This window comes from Pseudomonas sp. GL-R-19, assembly GCF_019956375.1.
Lineage (GTDB): Bacteria > Pseudomonadota > Gammaproteobacteria > Pseudomonadales > Pseudomonadaceae > Aquipseudomonas.
The window spans coordinates 43,711-61,748 of sequence record NZ_JAHBDJ010000002.1 but is presented as its reverse complement, the minus strand read 5'-3'; the positions used below and the strand labels follow the sequence as shown (position 1 = coordinate 61,748).

Here is an 18,038-nt window from a genome sequence, read left to right as displayed (position 1 = left end):
AGCATTGCGATGAGTACCGACGATAAACGCATCCGCGAATTCGCCTATCAGATCTGGGAATCCGAAGGAAAACCCGAAGGCCAGGAAGCCCGCCACTGGGAGATGGCGCGCAAACTGGCAGAAGCTGAAGCCCTGGCCCCCAAAAAACCAGCCAAGGCAGCGGTGATTAAAACCCCGGTCAGCAAAACGGCCAATGGCAAGGCTGGTGAGAGCAAAGTCGCTGCGCCCAAAACCAAGGCCAAGCCGGTAGCGGCGTCGAAAGTAATCCCGCCGGGAGAAAAGACCGCCGAGAAAAAGCCTCGGGCTGCGCGAAAACCGCCAGCAGTTTGAGACTGTCCTGACAGGGCTTGTGAAGAGTCACCATGAATATTGAGCCTTATGGCCTCATCGCGAGCAGGCTCGCTCCCACATGGGATCTGTGTCGTTGAAAAGTTTGCGGCCCGTTCCCGATAAATGTGGGAGCGAGCCTGCTCGCGATGGCGGCGTGCCAGTCGCCATAGGTTTTGAGTTTGCAGGAGCACTTATGACCAGCCCAAAGAAAGCCGCAGCGCCTCCCCCGCGTGCCGAAGCCACGCGAATCCGCGAAGGCCTGCCCTTCCCGCTGGGCGCCACCTGGGATGGGCTGGGCGTCAACTTCGCCCTGTTTTCCGCCCATGCCACCAAAGTTGAACTGTGCCTGTTCGACGACACCGGCGAGGTGGAACTCGAGCGCATCGAACTGCCCGAATACACCGACGAGATCTACCACGGCTACTTGCCCGACGCCCATCCGGGGTTGATCTACGGCTATCGCGTCTACGGCCCCTACGACCCGGCCAACGGCCATCGCTTCAACCCCAACAAACTGCTGATCGACCCCTACGCCAAACAACTGGTCGGCAAGCTGAAATGGTCCGAAGCGCTGTTCGGCTACACCATCGGCCACCCCGACGCCGACCTCAGCTTCGATAAACGGGACAGCGCGCCCTTCGTGCCCAAATGCAAGGTCATCGACCCGGCGCACACCTGGGGCCACGACCACCGCGTCAGCGTGCCGTGGGACAAGACAATCATCTATGAAACCCATGTGCGCGGCTTCAGCATGCGTCACCCTGCCGTCCCCGAAAACCTGCGCGGTACCTTTGCCGGGTTGATGGTCGATGACGTGGTGGAGCACATCCGCAAGCTCGGCGTGTCGTCCGTGGAACTGCTGCCGATCCATGCGTTCGTCAACGACCAGCATTTGCTGCACAAGGGCATGACCAATTACTGGGGCTACAACAGCATTGCGTTCTTCGCCCCCGATCCGCGTTACCTGGCCAGTGGCAAGATTGCCGAATTCAAGGAAATGGTCGCGCACCTGCACGAAGCCAATCTGGAGGTGATCCTCGACGTGGTCTACAACCACACCGCCGAGGGCAACGAGCAAGGCCCGACCCTGTCCATGCGCGGTATCGACAACGCGTCCTACTACCGCCTCAAACCCGATGACAAGCGCTTCTATATCAACGATTCCGGCACCGGCAACACCCTGGACCTGAGCCACCCGTGCGTACTGCAAATGGTCACCGACTCCTTGCGCTACTGGGCCTCGGAAATGCACGTGGACGGTTTCCGCTTCGACCTGGCGACCATTCTGGGGCGTTACCACGACGGTTTCGACGAACGCCACAGTTTCCTCGTGGCCTGCCGCCAGGACCCGGTGTTGCGCCAGGTCAAACTGATCGCCGAACCCTGGGACTGCGGCCCCGGTGGTTATCAGGTCGGCAATTTCCCGCCGGGCTGGGTCGAGTGGAACGACAAATTCCGCGACACCGTGCGCGCATTCTGGAAAGGCGACGATGGGCAACTGGCGGATTTCGCCAGCCGCCTGACCGCTTCGGGCGAAATGTTCAATCAGCGTGGCCGCCGCCCCTATTCATCAGTGAACTTCGTTACCGCCCATGACGGCTTCACCCTCAACGATCTGGTGTCGTACAACGACAAGCACAACGAGGCCAACGACGAAGACAATCAGGACGGCAGCAACAACAACCTGTCGTGGAACCATGGCGTCGAAGGCCCCACCGACGATCCCGACATCAACGCATTGCGCCATCGGCAGATGCGCAATTTCTTCGCCACCCTGCTGCTGGCCCAGGGCACACCGATGCTGGTGGCCGGCGACGAATTCGCCCGCACCCAGGACGGCAACAACAATGCGTACTGCCAGGACAGCGAGATCGGCTGGGTCAACTGGGACCTCAGCGAAGACGGCAAGGCCCTGCTCAAGTTCGTCAAACGCCTGATCAAGTTGCGCCTGACCTACCCGATCCTGCGGCGCGGGCGTTTCCTGGTGGGTAATTACAACGAGGACATCGGCGTCAAGGACGTGACCTGGCTGGCGCCGGACGGCACGCACATGACCACCCGGCATTGGCACGATGCGCACAATCGTTGCCTGGGCATGCTGCTCGATGGCCGCGCCCAGGAAACCGGCATTCGCCGCAAAGGCGCCGACGCAACGTTGATGCTGGTGGTCAACGCGCATCACGACATCGTCAATTTCCGGCTACCGCAAGTGCCTGACGGTGGTTTCTGGACGTGCATGATCGACACCAACCAGCCGTCGGTCCACGGCCAGGAGCGCTTCGAGTTTGGCCACGAGTACTCGGTCACCGGCCGCTCGTTGCTGCTGTTCGAGTTGCAGCATGAGGAAGAAGAGTAACGAGGAGGTTGAAAAATCACGGAGCCACTGCCGTAGAGCGGAAAAATCATATTGGTTGAGTTCGCGATGCGACGAATAGCGTTACATGAGCAATACTCGATTCGCGGCCATCCAGGGTCGGGATTGTCGCACCACGCTATCCACCAGCCCTCACGGGTCGGCCGGGCTTGACTCGCGCACGACTGAGGGCGAAACACAACAAGGACGTAATCCCCATGAAATCCGTTTCCGTCAGCGAAGCCAGCCTGCCATCACACATCTGGAACAGTGCCCCGCAACTGGACAGCATCCCGGTCATCAGCACCCAATCCCTGGTGCCCACCGGCTCACGCGCGGTGCTCATTGCCCCGCACCCCGGCGATGAAGTCGTGACCTGCGGCGGCCTGCTGCAATTGCTCAGCAGCCTGGGCCACCCGCTGCAATTGATCTCGATCACCGACGGCAGCGCCAGCCATCCGGGCTCTCGGCAGTGGTCGGAAAAGCGCCTCAGTGTATTTCGCCCCCAGGAAAGCGTCGAAGCCATCCGCCGACTCGGGTTGCCGATGCACAGCCTGAAGTGGATTCGCGGCGGGTTTACCGACAATGCCCTGGTGGAACACGAAGAACAGATCGCCCGATTCATCGCGCGCTACCTGCGCCCCGGTGATGTGGTGTTCAGCACCTGGTGCGAGGACGGCAACGTCGACCACGACACCGTCGGCCGGGCCAGCGCCAGGGCCGCGGCCTACGCAGGGGCATCCTACAACGACGTACCGCTCTGGGCCTGGCACTGGCCGGCAAGGGACCGGGAGCTGATACCCTGGCATCGTGCGCGCAAGGTGCGCCTCGATACCTGGACCGTCGCCCGCAAGAGCCACGCCATCCACGCCTACGCCAGCCAACTCGACGGCGAACCGGCCATCGGCCTCGCGCCATTGCTGCCGCGGGCGTTGCTCGAGCGTATCCGCTTGCCTTATGAAATCGTGTTGATTTGAAGGCGCAACCCATCAGACTGAACTGCCTGCCGACGCATCAGTCGCATACATAAGCAGCCCTGAATCAGAGGAGTGGATGTGGCCAGTCATTCAAAACGGCAGGTAGCCCAATCAACGCCATTGAACACACCCACGGCGATTCATCGGCTTCGCGTGCTGACGGTCAACACCCATAAGGGGTTTACCGCACTCAACCGGCGCTTCATCCTCCCAGAGTTGCGTGAAGCAGTGCGCAGTACGTCGGCAGACCTGGTGTTTCTGCAAGAAGTCGTCGGCGAACACGACCAGTATTCCTCCCGCTACAACGATTGGCCACAAACCTCGCAGTATGAATTTCTCGCCGACAGCATGTGGGGCGACTTCGCCTATGGACGCAATGCCGTCTATCCCGACGGTCATCATGGCAATGCCTTGCTGTCGAAATACCCGATCCGCGAGTACCGAAACCTCGATGTTTCCATTACCGGCCCGGAACGTCGCGGCTTGCTGCACTGCGTACTGGACGTGCCGGGGCATAACGAAGTGCATGCCATTTGCGTGCACCTCAGCCTGCTGGAAAGTCATCGTCAGCTGCAGTTGCAGTTGCTCTGCCAACTCCTCGAGTCCCTGCCTGACCAGGCACCGGTAATCATTGCCGGCGACTTCAATGACTGGCAGCTGCAGGGCAATGCCGCCCTGGCCCGTCGCGATTATCTGCACGAAGCCTTCGAACGCCACCATGGCCGCCCGGCCAAAACCTACCCCGCGCGGTTTCCCTTGTTGCGCCTGGATCGCGTCTACCTGCGCAACGCCAGCAGCCACGAGCCGAAAATACTCGGGCACAAGCCGTGGACGCACCTTTCTGACCATTTGCCGTTGGCGGTGGAAGTGCATCTTTGAATCAGGTCGAAACCCGACAACGGGGACCCTTTGGTAACGTACGGGTTGAAACCGCTCTGATTCGAAGTTTTTTAACGATCCTTCGAACAAACAAGTTCCTCGACTGTCGGGCTGGGCCTGGTCGCCAGGGTGACACTGTTGGTGAGCCTGTACATCAGCGCCGACTACAGCAGCGACGTGGATGACAATGATTTGAACGGATTGATTGGCAGCCTGGGGGTGCGGATGCACTGGTAAAAACTGGTATTTCTTACAGTTTCCATGGCACTGACGGTGATGCATTGTGATGGGCACGCCACCCTGATCGAGGTCGTCACGGATGTTAATGGACCATGCGCATCACGGCACACCGGTTCTTGCGGTTTCAGATCCCCGTGGCCTGGGGATCAGGGCCATTCAATACCATCGGCGGCAGGCGGCCGATCCGCTTGAAGCGCGGGTGACGCATCAACGGTTCGATGCCGCCGGGCGGCCGCTGGCCAGCCGTGATCCGTATCTGTTTGCCTTGGCGCAGAACGATGCCTCGGTGCCGGCCAACCTTAGCCAGGTGTTCAGTTTGTCCGGCGTAGCGTTGTCGAGTGACAGCGTCGATTCCGGGTGGCGGGTGGCGTTGCACGGCGGGGCCGGACAACGCGTCGAGGCTTGGGACGGGCGCGGTAGCCACTCCCTGACTGAGTTCGATGAACTGCTGCGGCCGGTGGCAGTACATGAACGTGGTGAAGATGTCACCGAGCATGTGCTTGAGCGCTTCACCTATGCGGGGGTCGATGCCGTCGCGGCCTTGCATAATCTGTGCGGTCAATTGATTCGCCACGACGACCCGGCGGGGACGTTGCACCTTAATGATCTCGGCATCGCTGGCGCACTGCTACAACAGACGCGGCATTTTTTGCTCGAAACCAATCCCGTGAACTGGCCCGACAGCGTGCCCGCCCGCGATGCGTTACTTGAGCCCACTGAGGGCGCCATCACCGCGCTGCACTATGCCGCCAGCGGTGAACTGTTCCAGCAAATCGATGCACTGGGTAATCAGCAGCGTTTTACCTACACCGTCGCCGGTGAATTGAGCGACACGCGACTGACCTTGGCCGGTGGAGGCCAGACAGAACGGACGCTGGTCAGCGATCTTCGCTACAACGCCTCTGGCCAGATCGAGTCGGAAACCGCCGACAACGGCGTCGTCACCCGCCACCGCTATGAGCCTGCGGATGGCCGCCTCATCGGCCTGAGCGCCCACAAAGCCAACGGCACGCCGCTGCAGGATCTGAAGTACCGTTATGACGCAGCCGGCAATGTGCTGAGCCTCGAAGATGCCGCCCAACCGATCCGCTACTTCAACAACCAGCGCATCGAACCGATCAAGACCTACTGTTACGACACCCTCGATCAATTGATCGAAGGCACCGGATGGGAGGCAAAGACAGGGCATGGCGGTCCCGCCCTGCCCGACCTTCAGCCCTTGCCCATCGACCCCAACCAGGTTGCCCAGTACACCCAAACCTATCACTACGACGCGGGCGGTAACTTGCTGGAACTGGTGCACGCCGGCCCCCAACCTCAAGGCCGCACCTTGACCCGTGCCCGATACAGCAACCGTTGCCTGCCCGAACGTAATGGACGGCCGCCGACGGAAGCAGAGCTGGCCGTCGGTTTCGATGCCAACGGCAACCTGTGTGAGTTGCAAGCCGGCCAATCGCTCGGCTGGGACCTGCGCAATCAGCTGTCCACGGTGCGCCCGGTCGTCCGCGCAGACGGCAACGACGATTATGAACGTTACCTCTACGACGGCGGCGGCCAACGGGTGCGCAAGCTGCGTGCAAGCCAGACCAACGCACGCACACTGGTCAGCGAAGTGCGTTACCTGCCCGGCGTGGAAATCCGTACTCACAGCGGCACCGGGGAAATCTTTCATGTGATCACCGCCAGCGCCGGCAGCAACAGCGTGCAGGTGCTGCATTGGGCTGCCCAAAAGCCGGAGAACGTCACCAACGACCAGGTGCGTTACAGCCTCAATGACCACCTGCAATCCAGCGCACTGGAACTGGACCAGAACGCCGACCTGATCAGCCAGGAATGGTATTACCCGTATGGCGGCACGGCTTGTTTCGCGGCCCGCTCGGCCACAGAAGCCAAGTACAAGACCGTGCGTTATTCAGGCAAGGAGCGGGATGCGACAGGGCTTTATTACTATGGGTTCAGGTATTACGCGCCGGGGTTGCAGCGGTGGATCAATCCGGATCCGGCGTGGGCGGTTGATGGATTGAATTTTTACAGGATGGTTAGGAATAATCCTGTTGCGCTGCATGACCCGGACGGGTTGTCACCACATGGAGATATGGCGCGAGAAATAATGGCATCGAAAAGCTTTGAGAAGTTTTACGCCAAAAATTCTGAGTTCGCGCTCAAGGCGATGTTAGAAACATATATCGAAAATGGACATGACCCGAAAATCGTTTCGAAAGCAATAGAAAGAGTTCGAAGAGAAATGAGTGCAATAGATGAGCGAGTTGCCGAACACATGAGTAATCTCGCCATCACCGTCCCCCAGAAAAAACTTGGAAAACCCCCGCAAGAATATACCTACATGAAAGAATTCAATGCCATCTATTCCACAAATCGTGGTTCAACAGCAATCAATAGCGCCATGAGAACGGGATCCCGGATTTCCATTAACGGTAAAGAAGTACTACGTGAATTAACAAGGCGGGTTGGAGACGAGGAGTTTTCTGGAAAGGCTGGCAAGGACAATGCAAGATTCATCGAAATTATTGCTGACGGCTTTAACCTGCACAACACCGAACAAATTAGCTACCGACTCTACAATCAAAGCAATTCAACAGCAACCACCTATTATCGCGGTCAAGACATATCAGCTGAAGGACTGGACAAACTTATCTCAGCAAAGGAAGAGGGGACCGTCTTTCATTCAAAGAGCTTTCTTTCGGTAACCAAGGAAAAGAGCATTGCTGAAAAATTCATGCATGGAACTATGCCACTCCTAATAGCGATTAAAGGGTTTAGCGCCTCGAATGTAATTTCCAGACTCTCGGTGCAAAGTGAAAAAGATTTAGTATTTACACCGCATGCAGATTTTGTAGTGACCAGTATCGGAAAACGCGAGAGCAACCAGAACCAATACGTTGTTAACCTTAAAGAGATACGAGGGCACACTGGCACTCGAACCGCAATGCCATATTAAAGCATTCAATGTAGCGCTGGAGTGTGGCACTGGGTTGCAGGCTCACTCCAGAGCTTCTACTTCAGGTCTGAATCACCCCTCCGGCCTTAACATCAACACCGCCAACGGCGGCAAATTCAGCACCAACGACAACCCCTGCCCATGGCTCGGCGTTTCCTCGGCCACTGCCCCGCCACTGTTGCCATAATTGGAACCAGCATAAATCGACGAATCGCTGTTGAGCACCTCACTCCACTGCCCGGCAAACGGCACACCCACGCGATAAGCCTCGCGCGGCACCGGCGTAAAGTTGGCCACCACCAGCACGGGCCGGCCGTCCTTGCTCCAGCGCAGCCACGCATAAACGCTGTTGATCGCGTCATCGCCAATCAGCCACTGGAAACCCTGCGGCACATCGTCCTGCTCATGCAGCGCCGGCTCTTCGCGGTACAAGCGGTTGAGGTCGGCCACAAGCTTCTGCACGCCCTTGTGCTCGGGGTATTGCAACAGGTACCAGTCCAGCTGCTGGTCGTGGTTCCACTCGCGCCACTGGCCGAACTCGCAGCCCATGAACAGCAGTTTCTTGCCCGGATGCGCCCACATGAAACTCAGGTAGGCCCGCAGGTTGGCGAATTTCTGCCAGCGGTCGCCGGGCATCTTGTCGATCAATGAGTGTTTGCCGTGCACCACTTCGTCGTGGGAGATCGGCAGGATGAAGCGCTCGGACCACGCATACACCAGGCCGAAACTCAGCTCGTTATGGTGATGGGCGCGGTACACCGGGTCTTGCTGGATGTAGTGCAGCGAATCGTGCATCCAGCCCATGTTCCATTTGTAGGCAAAGCCCAGGCCGCCCTGTTGCGTGCCCTGGCTGACGCCCGGCCAGGCGGTGGATTCTTCGGCGATCACCAGCGCACCGGGCGCTTCGAGGGCCACTACGTCATTGAGGTGGCGCAGGAAGTCGATGGCTTCCAGGTTCTCCCGCCCGCCATGGCGGTTCGGTACCCATTCGCCAGCCTTGCGCGAGTAGTCGCGGTACAGCATCGAGGCCACCGCATCGACCCGCAGGCCGTCAACGTGGAAATGCTTGAGCCAGTGCAACGCCGACGCCAGCATGTAGCCGTGCACTTCGGTGCGCCCCAGGTTATAGATCAGCGTGTCCCAGTCCTGGTGGAAACCTTCCTGCGGGTTGCCGTACTCGTACAACGCCGTACCATCGAACTGGGCCAGGCCGTGGATATCGGTGGGGAAATGCGCCGGCACCCAATCGAGGATCACCCCGAGCCCGGCCACATGGCAGGCGTTGACGAAGGCGGCGAACTCGTCCGGCGTGCCATACCGCGCACTCGGCGCGAATTGCGACAGCAACTGATAGCCCCACGAACCGCCGAACGGGTGCTCCATGATCGGCATCAGTTCGATGTGGGTAAAACCCAGGTCTTTTACATAGGGAATCAGTCGCTCGCTCAGTTCGGGCCAGGTGTACTGGCGGGCCACTTCGCCCAGGTCATCCAGCTCACATTGCCATGAACCGGCGTGCAATTCGTAGATCGACAAGGGCGCAGTCACCCGGTGGCGGTCGCCCCGGGTCAGCATCCAGTCCTGATCCTGCCAGTCGACGTTCAAGGGTGAAGCGACTTTCGAGGCGGTGTCTGGTGGCAGGCTGGTGGCCAGTGCCACGGGATCAGCCTTCAACGGCAGAATGCCGTGGGCGCCGAGAATCTCGTATTTGTAGGTGTCCCCGGCTTGCAGCCGCGGGATGAACAACTCCCAGACACCGGTGGGATGACGCAAGCGCATCGGATGCCGGCGCCCGTCCCAGACGTTGAAATCACCGACCACCGACACCCGCCGGGCATTCGGCGCCCACACAGCGAAACGCACGCCGTCGACGCCATCCACGGTCTTGAGTTGCGCGCCCAGGCACGCACTGAGGTCGCGGTGATTGCCTTCGGCGAACAGGTACAAGTCCATTTCGCCCAGCAACGGGCCGAAGCTGTAAGGGTCTTCGGCCGTTTGCTCGCCGCCGGCCCAATGGGTGCGCAGCAGATACGCTTGCACACGCTGGAAATGCCCGACGAACAACCCCGGTGTCGCTGTGGCTTCAAGATTCCCAAGCGCTTCGCCCGAGTCCCTGGCCAGCACTTCTACACTCAGGGCGCCCGGCAGATACGCGCGAATGAACTGCCCGCCCATGCCATCGGCGTGCGGGCCGAGAATCGCAAAAGGGTCGATATGCTCGGCGCGCACCAATGCATTGATATCCCGCGTGCTGGGCAGCAGCGCTTCTTTGTGATGACCCTGTTCCTTGTTCGAGACACTCATGACTACTCTCCACCAAGATCGGAAAAGGGTTTGATCCCACTCAATAATCCATATAAACCGTGCAACGGCACGGGCAACCAGGTGGGGCGATTTTCCGCCTCATAGGCCACTTCATACGCCGCCTTCTCCAGACCGAACAGCGCCAGCGCGGCATCCTCGCCTTCTGGATCTTGCCATGCATGGGCAAGACTAGCTGCCGCCAGCCGATAAGCGTCGACAAATGCTTGCCGCGCTTCGCTCGAGTAGCGATCGGTGACCCGCAAGCGCGCGGCAGCGGCTGTCGCGGTGTTATCGACGCTCTGCACGTTGATCGCCATCGCCGCCGCATAGTCGAAGGAACGCAGCACACCGCTGACATCCTTGTACGGACTGTGTTTGCCCCGTCGTTCATGCAATGGTCGCGCCGGTTCACCTTCAAAGTCGATCAGGTAGGCATCGCCCTTGATCACCAGCACCTGCCCCAGATGCAGATCGCCGTGTACACGAATGCGCAGGCCACCCGCAGTCTTTTTGCCTAACGCTTGCACATGGCCGAGGATGGCTTTTTTGTTGTCCAGCAAATGGCTGACCAGAGTCTGGTCCGCCGGGTTCAGTTGATTTTTATGCTGCTTGAGCAAGTTCAACGCATGATCGACTTGCGCCGCGACATCCCTGGCCGAAGCCAGCGCCTCCTTCGGCGTGGTGACCTGCGGCAAGAAGTCCGGATTGGCACTCGGCGCTGCCAGTACCTGATGCATTTCTCCCAGGCGCCGACCGAGCATACCGGCGAAATCTTTCAGTTCGCCGAGCGCGTTGTAGTGTTGTTCCTGCTCGGACACGGCGTCGGCCAGCTCATCGCGCAGCGCCCGCTCGAGGTTGTTCTGCGTCCACTCCCAGGCGTCGCCCTGATTGTTCAGATAGCCTTGGGCGATCATCAGCAGGTTGTCTTCACCCGCCGCATCCCGGCGCACCACCGCACCCAGCAATGGCGAAATATTGCTGAACCCGGCGTTGGTCAGATACGCGCTCATTTCCAGTTCCGGATGCACGCCTGAGGCAACCTTGCGGATCAGCTTCAGCACCAGGCTGTTGCCGATCACCACCGAGCTGTTGGACTGCTCGGCCGACAGGTAGCGCACCGGGGACTCGGCATTGAGGCCGAGTTTTTCAAGTTCCGCGGTGGACTCGAAGCGAATGTCGCCATCACTGGATGCCAACACGGTGCCGGCCTGAATGCCCTGTAATATGGCATGCACAAACGTGTCCAGGCTGAAGGCATCGGTGATCAGGCCAACCTGACGTCCACGCCGTACCCGCGACAACGCCAACTGGTGCGGCAACGGAGTACCGACCTGATCCTCGGAAATAAAGCCGAACGGCAACTGGTAGCGACTGACCTGGCCAGCGCTGGTGACTTTGATCTCACTGAACAGCACCGGATGCTGCGGATCGCCGAAACGCACGCCATAGGCCAGATCGACCTGTTGAATGGCAGCGTCCTTGCCGGCGAACCAGCGGCGGTTCTGCAACCAGTTCGGCAGGATGCTTTGCTCCAGTGTGGTGCGTGACGGCGCTTCGAGCAGCTCTTCCATGCGTTTTTTCAGCACCAGCGTGGTGAAGTCCGGCAGGCTTTGCGCGGGTTCCACGTGCCAGCTCGGCATCTGGTTTTCCGCGGCGAGGCCAAACCAGTAAAAGCCGTAAGGCGCCAACGTCAGAAGGAAATTCAGCTGGCCAATGGGCGGGAACGCGTTACCCCCGAGCATTTCCACCGGCACCATGCCGACGTAGGCCGACAAATCCAGCTCGGCGGCCTGGGCACTGCGCGACACATTGGCCACGCACAGAATGACTTCGTGCTTGCCATCCACCCCGGTGTATTCACGGGTGTAGGCCAGAATCCGTCGGTTGCTGGGTGAAAGCATCCTCAACGTACCGCGCCCGAAGGCCTTGGATTGCTTGCGCACGGCAAGCATGCGCCGGGTCCAGTTCAACAGCGAATGCGGATCGCCGGCCTGGGTTTCGACGTTGACCGACAGGTAGCCATATTGCGGGTCCATGATCGGCGGCAGCACCAGGCTGGCCGGGTCGGCGCGGGAGAAACCGCCGTTGCGGTCAATGGACCATTGCATTGGCGTACGCACGCCGTCGCGGTCGCCGAGGTAGATGTTGTCGCCCATGCCGATTTCATCGCCGTAATACAGGGTCGGCGTGCCGGGCATCGACAGTAGCAGGCTGTTGAGCAGCTCGACCCGACGGCGGTCGCGCTCCACCAAAGGTGCCAGACGGCGGCGAATCCCCAGATTGATCCGTGCGCGGCGGTCGGCAGCGTAGTAATTCCACAGGTAGTCGCGCTCCTTGTCGGTGACCATCTCCAGGGTCAGCTCATCGTGGTTGCGCAGGAAGATTGCCCACTGACAATTGGCGGGAATATCCGGGGTCTGGCGCAGAATGTCGGTAATCGGGAAGCGATCTTCCTGGGCCAGCGCCATGTACATGCGCGGCATCAACGGGAAGTGAAAGGCCATGTGGCATTCGTCGCCGTTCAGGCCTTTTTTATCGGTGTCGCCGAAGTACAGCTGTGTGTCCTCCGGCCATTGATTGGCCTCGGCCAGCAGCATGCGGTCGGGGTAGTTGGCGTCGATTTCGGCGCGGATCTTTTTCAGGACGTCGTGGGTTTCCGGCAGATTCTCGTTGTTGGTGCCGTCGCGTTCGATCAGGTAGGGGATGGCGTCCAGGCGCAAGCCGTCGATGCCCATGTCGAGCCAGTAACGCATCACCGACAGCACCGCCTTCATGACTTGCGGGTTATCGAAGTTCAGGTCCGGTTGGTGGGAGTAGAAACGGTGCCAGAAGTATTGGCCGGCGACCGGGTCCCAGGTCCAGTTGGACTTTTCGGTGTCGATGAAAATGATGCGGGTGCCGTCGTATTTCTGATCGTCATCGGACCACACGTAGAAGTCCCGGGCGGCTGAACCTTTTTTGGCCTTGCGTGCGCGCTGGAACCAAGGGTGCTGGTCGGAAGTGTGGTTGATGACCAGTTCGGTGATCACTCGCAGGCCGCGTTTGTGCGCCTCGGCAATGAAACGCCTGGCATCGGCCATGGTGCCGTAGTCACTGTGCACGCCACGATACTCGGCGATGTCGTAACCGTCATCGCGCCGTGGCGAGGGGTAGAACGGCAACAGCCAGATGGTGTTGACGCCCAGGTCGGCGATGTAGTCGAGCTTGGCGATGAGGCCGGGAAAGTCACCAATCCCGTCGTTGTTGGAGTCGAAATACGATTTGACATGAACTTGATAGATCACCGCGTCCTTGTACCAGAGCGGGTCCTTGATGAACGTGGCTGCCTTGGGTTTCTTCGCCATGTGAAACTCCTGGTGAATTCGACTTGGCCACAGGCTGAGACTTCTGTGGCGAGGGAGCTTGCTCCCGCTGGGTTGCGGAGCAACCCTATGCCATTTGACAGGTGCACCGTGTTCAAAGGGATTACGACTGCTTCGCAGCCGAGCGGGAGCAAGCTCCCTCGCCACAGAAATTGTGGTGTTCTCAAGAGGCGGTAATCCTCCAAATCCCGAACGGCTGGTACGCCGGGTCGATCCGCATGAACTGCTGCTTGCCGTGCCAGGTCCAGCGATGGCCATTCATCAGGTCTTCGCCCTGGGTGCTGGCGTCATCGGGCAGGCCCATTTCCCACAACGGCAACTCAAATCTCGCTTCCTGCACGTTGTGCGGATCGAGGCTGACCGCCACCAGAATGAAATTGCTGCCGTCAAAACTGCGTTTGCCGAAGTACAGGATGTTGTCGTTCCAGGCGTTGTAGACCTTAAGGCCCAGATGCGTGTGCAGCGCCGGGTTCTGCCTGCGGATGCGGTTGAGCTGGGCAATCTCGGCAATGATGTTGCCCGGCGCATTGAAGTCCCTGGGGCGGATCTCGTACTTCTCGGAGTCAAGGTACTCCTCCTTGCCCGGCACCGGCGCCGACTCGCACAACTCGAAACCCGAATACATGCCCCACAGGCCCGAGCCCATGGTCGCCAGCACGGCGCGGATGAGGAACCCGGGACGCCCTGAATCATGGAGGAACGCCGGGTTGATGTCCGGCGTATTGACGAAAAAGTTCGGCCGGTAGCATTCGCGCCATGGCGATTCGTTGAGTTCAGTGAAGTAGCTCGCCAGTTCGGCCTTGGTGTTGCGCCAGGTGAAATAGGTGTAGCTCTGGGAATAACCGACCTTGCCCAGGCGCGCCATCATTGCCGGGGTGGTGAAGGCTTCGGCGAGGAAGATCACCTCGGGGTACAACGCCCGTACATCGGCGATCAGCCACTGCCAGAACGGCAAAGGCTTGGTGTGCGGGTTATCGACGCGGAAGATCTTCACACCCTCCTCGACCCAGCCCACCACGATGTCGCGCAGTTCCACCCACAGGCTCGGAATCGCCTCGGGGGCATAGAAGTCGACGTTGACGATGTCCTGGTATTTCTTCGGTGGGTTCTCGGCATATTTGATCGTGCCGTCCGGCCGCCAGTTGAACCAGCCGGGGTGTTGCTTGAGCCAAGGGTGGTCCTGGGAACACTGGATGGCAAAGTCGAGGGCGATTTCCAGGCCATGGGCCGCGGCGGCCGCCACCAGTCGCCGGAAGTCTTCGCGGGTACCCAACTGCGAGTGAATCGCCTCGTGGCCGCCCTCCTCGCTACCAATCGCATAGGGGCTGCCCGGATCATCGGGGCTCGCCGTCAGGGAGTTGTTCGGGCCTTTACGGTAGCTGCGCCCGATCGGGTGGATCGGCGGGAAATACAGCACGTCGAAGCCCATGTCCTGAATCATCGCCAGCCGTGAATGCACGTCATTGAAGGTGCCATGGCGCGCCGGACTGTCGGTGATCGAACGCGGGAACAATTCATACCAACTGGCGAACTGCGCCAGTTCGCGCTCCACATCCACCGGGTACTCCGGGCTCAGGCTCAGGAAAGCACGATGATTGGCGCGAGCCATGAGGTCGGCACTACGCGGGTGCAAAAACAGCGCGACCTGCTCGGCTTCGAGCAGTCCTGACAGTTCATGGTGCAAGGCCGCCAGTTGCTCGCTGAGTGGCCCTTCGCTGCGTTCGGCGGCTTGTTGCACTTGAATTCGCCCTTCCTGCAGCTCCAGGCTGACGGGCACCGCGGCCGCATGTTTCTTTTCCAGTTCGTAGCAAAAACTGGCGAACTGATCGATCCAGGCTTCGATACAGAACAGATAACGGCCCTGGCTCTCGACACGGAACTGCCCTTGCCAACCGTTGTTGCCCAGATCGTGCATGGCCGCACTTTGCCAGACGTCCTCGTCCTCGGCCCGCCAGCGTACGCGAACCCCGAGTTTGTCATGCCCGTCGGCAAACACCTTGGCGGTCACCACCATGTCCTGCCCCACCACGGCCTTGACCGCGAACTGCCCGCCTTCAAGGGTCGGCATGATGTTTTCCATGACGATACGCGGCAGCAACAACGCCTGCGACAGCGGCATGTGCGGGTTGTAGCTCAACTCAGTCGGTTTTTCATCCGTCATCGAGCCTCTCTCCTGACGCCCCATGGACGCGCGTGTGTCTGGTCGCCATCCCGCTGGACTGTCCGCCCCGGGAAGCACTCACTTAGGTTCCGAGCGACAGTCGCCGGGAAAGTTTCATCTGCAATTTGCGCAATCAAGTCTTTCGGGCAATGGTCAACCCACCAGTCCACCTACTTAAGCACGACTCACGCCATGTGCCACTTGAGGTTTGAACAATCCATTGCTGGCACGATCCTGCCGCCAAGGGAAGAACCGCCAACGACGATGCCGCCGGTGATTGTGAATCCGTCATGAAGACAGTTGATCGCTCCTGCGTCGAAAGCAGGCAAGCTCATAAAAAATGTATGACTCTTCCCAAGAACACGTAGTACCGATCCTAAAGCGGCAAATCTGCCCGCCCGACACTTTACGAAACGCATATCCCACGCCTTATATAGCCATCACTCCGTCAGCCTTGAGCGTGGCCAGCCATGAAAGTGTTTTTTTCCAGCGTCAGCGAACTCACAGACAACGCTAGCGCACAGCACCACGCGCTCAACCGTGAACGACCAATCGACGGCTGGCCTCCCTTTGAAAATATTCAACTACGAATTTCTTTGCTTCGAAGCCGAACGCACCCCCTCGGAACCATCAACCAGAAGCTCAATCATCAGGGAGCTGGAGAATCATCTGCTGCACGGTGATATTGACTACAACCAGCACGAACTCTCACTAACCCCGAGCAACGAGCAGGAATCAGGCTGTGAAAAACCTCCGCTGACAGGGCGGTGGTTGGACGCCGGCACTTGAAAGCCACCGACAGTGATTCGGTGATTTGACCGGGATTGATCAGCGCCTGCCGCCGCTGTTTTAGATAGCCTCCTGCGCTCAACTGCGGCAGGTGCTTCAAGTTGTCGCAGGCCGTGCGCCCAGCACCATCTGATCCGCTTTTTAATGCAATACCTGAGTCTGTTATGCAAACAGATCGCCACTCATAGTGCTCATGCCTGATGGAGGCTGATGAGCGAAAGACCATGAGCGAGAGAATCCCCGTCCGAACCGTAGAAACCTTCGAGCCTTCGCGTCCTAAGATGAAGGCCAAATCCAGCGACAACCACATCCACACCCGCAGCTTCACCGGGCTGTTCCGCAATCTGCGCATCAGTGGTGCGGGTTTTCTGTTTTTGCTGTTTTTCGGCACCGTGTGGTTGAACTGGGGCGGTCGTCAGGCGGTGCTCTGGGATCTTTCCGAAAGCAAATTCCATATCTTCGGCGCGACCTTCTGGCCGCAGGACTTCATCCTGCTGTCGGCGCTGTTGATCATTGCCGCCTTCGGCCTGTTTGCGATCACCGTGTTCGCGGGACGGGTCTGGTGCGGCTACACCTGCCCGCAAAGTTCGTGGACCTGGATCTTCATGTGGTGCGAGAAGATCACCGAGGGCGAGCGCAACCAGCGGATCAAGTTGCAAGCCGCGCCGTGGGGCCTGAACAAACTGATGCGGCGCGCGGCCAAGCACACCTTGTGGCTGGTCATCAGCCTGCTGACCGGTCTGACCTTCGTCGGCTACTTCACGCCGATCCGGCCGTTGGCCGAAGAGCTGCTGAGCTTGCAAATGAGCGGCGTCAGCCTGTTCTGGATGCTGTTTTTTACCGGCGCCACCTACATCAATGCCGGTTGGCTGCGTGAAGCGGTGTGCATGCACATGTGCCCCTACGCGCGGTTCCAGAGCGTGATGTTCGACAAGGACACCCTGACCATTTCCTACGACGTGGCCCGGGGCGAAAACCGTGGCCCGCGCAAACGGGAAGTCAAGCCCGCCGAGGTCGGTTTGGGCGATTGCATCGATTGCCAGCTCTGCGTACAGGTCTGCCCGACCGGCATCGACATTCGCGATGGCTTGCAGATGGAATGCATCGGTTGCGCCGCGTGCATCGACGCCTGCGATTCGATCATGGACAAGATGGGCTACGCCCCAGGATTGATCAGCTATACCTCCGAGCATCAGTTGCAGGGTGGCAAGACCCACCTGCTGCGTCCGCGCCTGATCGGCTACACCGCCGTGCTGCTGGTGATGATCGCCGCCCTGGTGATGGCGCTGGTGGAACGGCCGATGGTGTCGCTCGACGTCAGCAAGGACAGAGGGTTGTTCCGCGAGAACAGCCAGGGGCAGATCGAAAACATCTACAGTCTGAAGGTGATCAACAAGACCCAGCAGCGTCAGGACTATCAATTGAGCCTGGTCGATGCCGATGGTTTCGAGTTGCGGGGCAAGACCGGGTTGAGCCTGGCACCGGGCGAGATTGTCGATGTGCCGGTGTCGGTGGCGATGCTCTCGCAACGTCCGGCCAGTAGCTCACAGAGCATCGGCTTCAAGGTGGTCGACCACGATGAGCCCGACATCTACAGCGTGGCGAAGAGCCGGTTTGTTGCGCCGATGAATCGCTGAACCTTTAAGATACAGAGCTTTAAAGATCGCAGCCTTCGGCAGCTCCT

General features: G+C 59.5%; 10 protein-coding genes and 1 pseudogene. 8 read left to right on the top strand and 3 right to left on the bottom strand.

What is annotated here, in order from left to right:
• The first annotated feature begins 9 nt into the window (after positions 1-9).
• The 6 genes and pseudogenes from KGA83_RS00970 to KGA83_RS00945 all read left to right on the top strand — a co-directional run bounded on the left by KGA83_RS00970 (position 10) and on the right by KGA83_RS00945 (position 7,738).
• Positions 10-330 (top strand): DUF2934 domain-containing protein, encoded by a 321-nt coding sequence (locus KGA83_RS00970; protein ID WP_223527703.1) that lies wholly within the window; start codon positions 10-12, stop codon positions 328-330.
• A 193-nt stretch (positions 331-523) separates the two neighbouring features.
• A complete protein-coding gene (glgX, locus tag KGA83_RS00965) occupies positions 524-2,686 on the top strand; it encodes a glycogen debranching protein GlgX (RefSeq protein ID WP_108215818.1) in 2,163 nt (720 codons plus the stop codon).
• 215 nt (positions 2,687-2,901) lie between these two features.
• The gene (locus KGA83_RS00960) at positions 2,902-3,660 is read left to right on the top strand and encodes a PIG-L deacetylase family protein (protein ID WP_108215819.1); all 759 of its coding nucleotides are present in this window, start codon (positions 2,902-2,904) and stop codon (positions 3,658-3,660) included.
• Positions 3,661-3,738: 78 nt separating this feature from the next.
• Complete coding sequence (locus KGA83_RS00955) at positions 3,739-4,539, top strand: endonuclease/exonuclease/phosphatase family protein (RefSeq protein WP_108215820.1); 801 nt, start codon at positions 3,739-3,741, stop codon at positions 4,537-4,539.
• A 99-nt stretch (positions 4,540-4,638) separates the two neighbouring features.
• Positions 4,639-4,776: pseudogene (locus KGA83_RS00950) on the top strand (autotransporter outer membrane beta-barrel domain-containing protein); the annotation flags it as partial.
• A gap of 88 nt (positions 4,777-4,864) precedes the next feature.
• Positions 4,865-7,738, top strand: coding sequence for an RHS repeat domain-containing protein (locus KGA83_RS00945; RefSeq protein WP_223527701.1), 2,874 nt, complete (start codon positions 4,865-4,867; stop codon positions 7,736-7,738).
• A gap of 72 nt (positions 7,739-7,810) precedes the next feature.
• Here KGA83_RS00945 and glgB read toward each other — a convergent pair whose 3' ends face one another.
• From glgB to KGA83_RS00930, 3 genes are all read right to left on the bottom strand, one after another.
• A complete protein-coding gene (glgB, locus tag KGA83_RS00940; protein ID WP_223527699.1) occupies positions 7,811-10,042 on the bottom strand; it encodes a 1,4-alpha-glucan branching protein GlgB in 2,232 nt (743 codons plus the stop codon).
• Between the two features lie 2 nt (positions 10,043-10,044).
• Complete coding sequence (gene treS, locus KGA83_RS00935; RefSeq protein ID WP_223527697.1) at positions 10,045-13,386, bottom strand: maltose alpha-D-glucosyltransferase; 3,342 nt, start codon at positions 13,384-13,386, stop codon at positions 10,045-10,047.
• A gap of 181 nt (positions 13,387-13,567) precedes the next feature.
• Complete coding sequence (locus KGA83_RS00930) at positions 13,568-15,565, bottom strand: alpha-1,4-glucan--maltose-1-phosphate maltosyltransferase (RefSeq protein ID WP_223527695.1); 1,998 nt, start codon at positions 15,563-15,565, stop codon at positions 13,568-13,570.
• A 540-nt stretch (positions 15,566-16,105) separates the two neighbouring features.
• On the opposite strand from KGA83_RS00930, the gene KGA83_RS00925 reads away from it, so the two are divergent.
• A complete protein-coding gene (locus tag KGA83_RS00925; RefSeq protein WP_146176378.1) occupies positions 16,106-16,354 on the top strand; it encodes a hypothetical protein in 249 nt (82 codons plus the stop codon).
• Between the two features lie 224 nt (positions 16,355-16,578).
• Positions 16,579-17,991, top strand: a complete 1,413-nt coding sequence (gene ccoG / locus KGA83_RS00920) for a cytochrome c oxidase accessory protein CcoG (protein WP_108215824.1) — start codon at positions 16,579-16,581, stop codon at positions 17,989-17,991.
• Positions 17,992-18,038: the final 47 nt, after the last annotated feature.

Bases quoted from the DNA above. Each gene is read 5' to 3' on its own strand.
- KGA83_RS00930 (WP_223527695.1), bottom strand. From the start codon at position 15,565: ATGACGGATGAAAAACCGACTGAGTTGAGCTACAACCCGCACATGCCG.
- KGA83_RS00960 (WP_108215819.1), top strand. From the start codon at position 2,902: ATGAAATCCGTTTCCGTCAGCGAAGCCAGCCTGCCATCACACATCTGG.
- glgB (WP_223527699.1), bottom strand. From the start codon at position 10,042: ATGAGTGTCTCGAACAAGGAACAGGGTCATCACAAAGAAGCGCTGCTG.
- ccoG (WP_108215824.1), top strand. From the start codon at position 16,579: ATGAGCGAGAGAATCCCCGTCCGAACCGTAGAAACCTTCGAGCCTTCG.
- glgX (WP_108215818.1), top strand. From the start codon at position 524: ATGACCAGCCCAAAGAAAGCCGCAGCGCCTCCCCCGCGTGCCGAAGCC.
- KGA83_RS00945 (WP_223527701.1), top strand. From the start codon at position 4,865: ATGGACCATGCGCATCACGGCACACCGGTTCTTGCGGTTTCAGATCCC.
- KGA83_RS00970 (WP_223527703.1), top strand. From the start codon at position 10: ATGAGTACCGACGATAAACGCATCCGCGAATTCGCCTATCAGATCTGG.
- treS (WP_223527697.1), bottom strand. From the start codon at position 13,386: ATGGCGAAGAAACCCAAGGCAGCCACGTTCATCAAGGACCCGCTCTGG.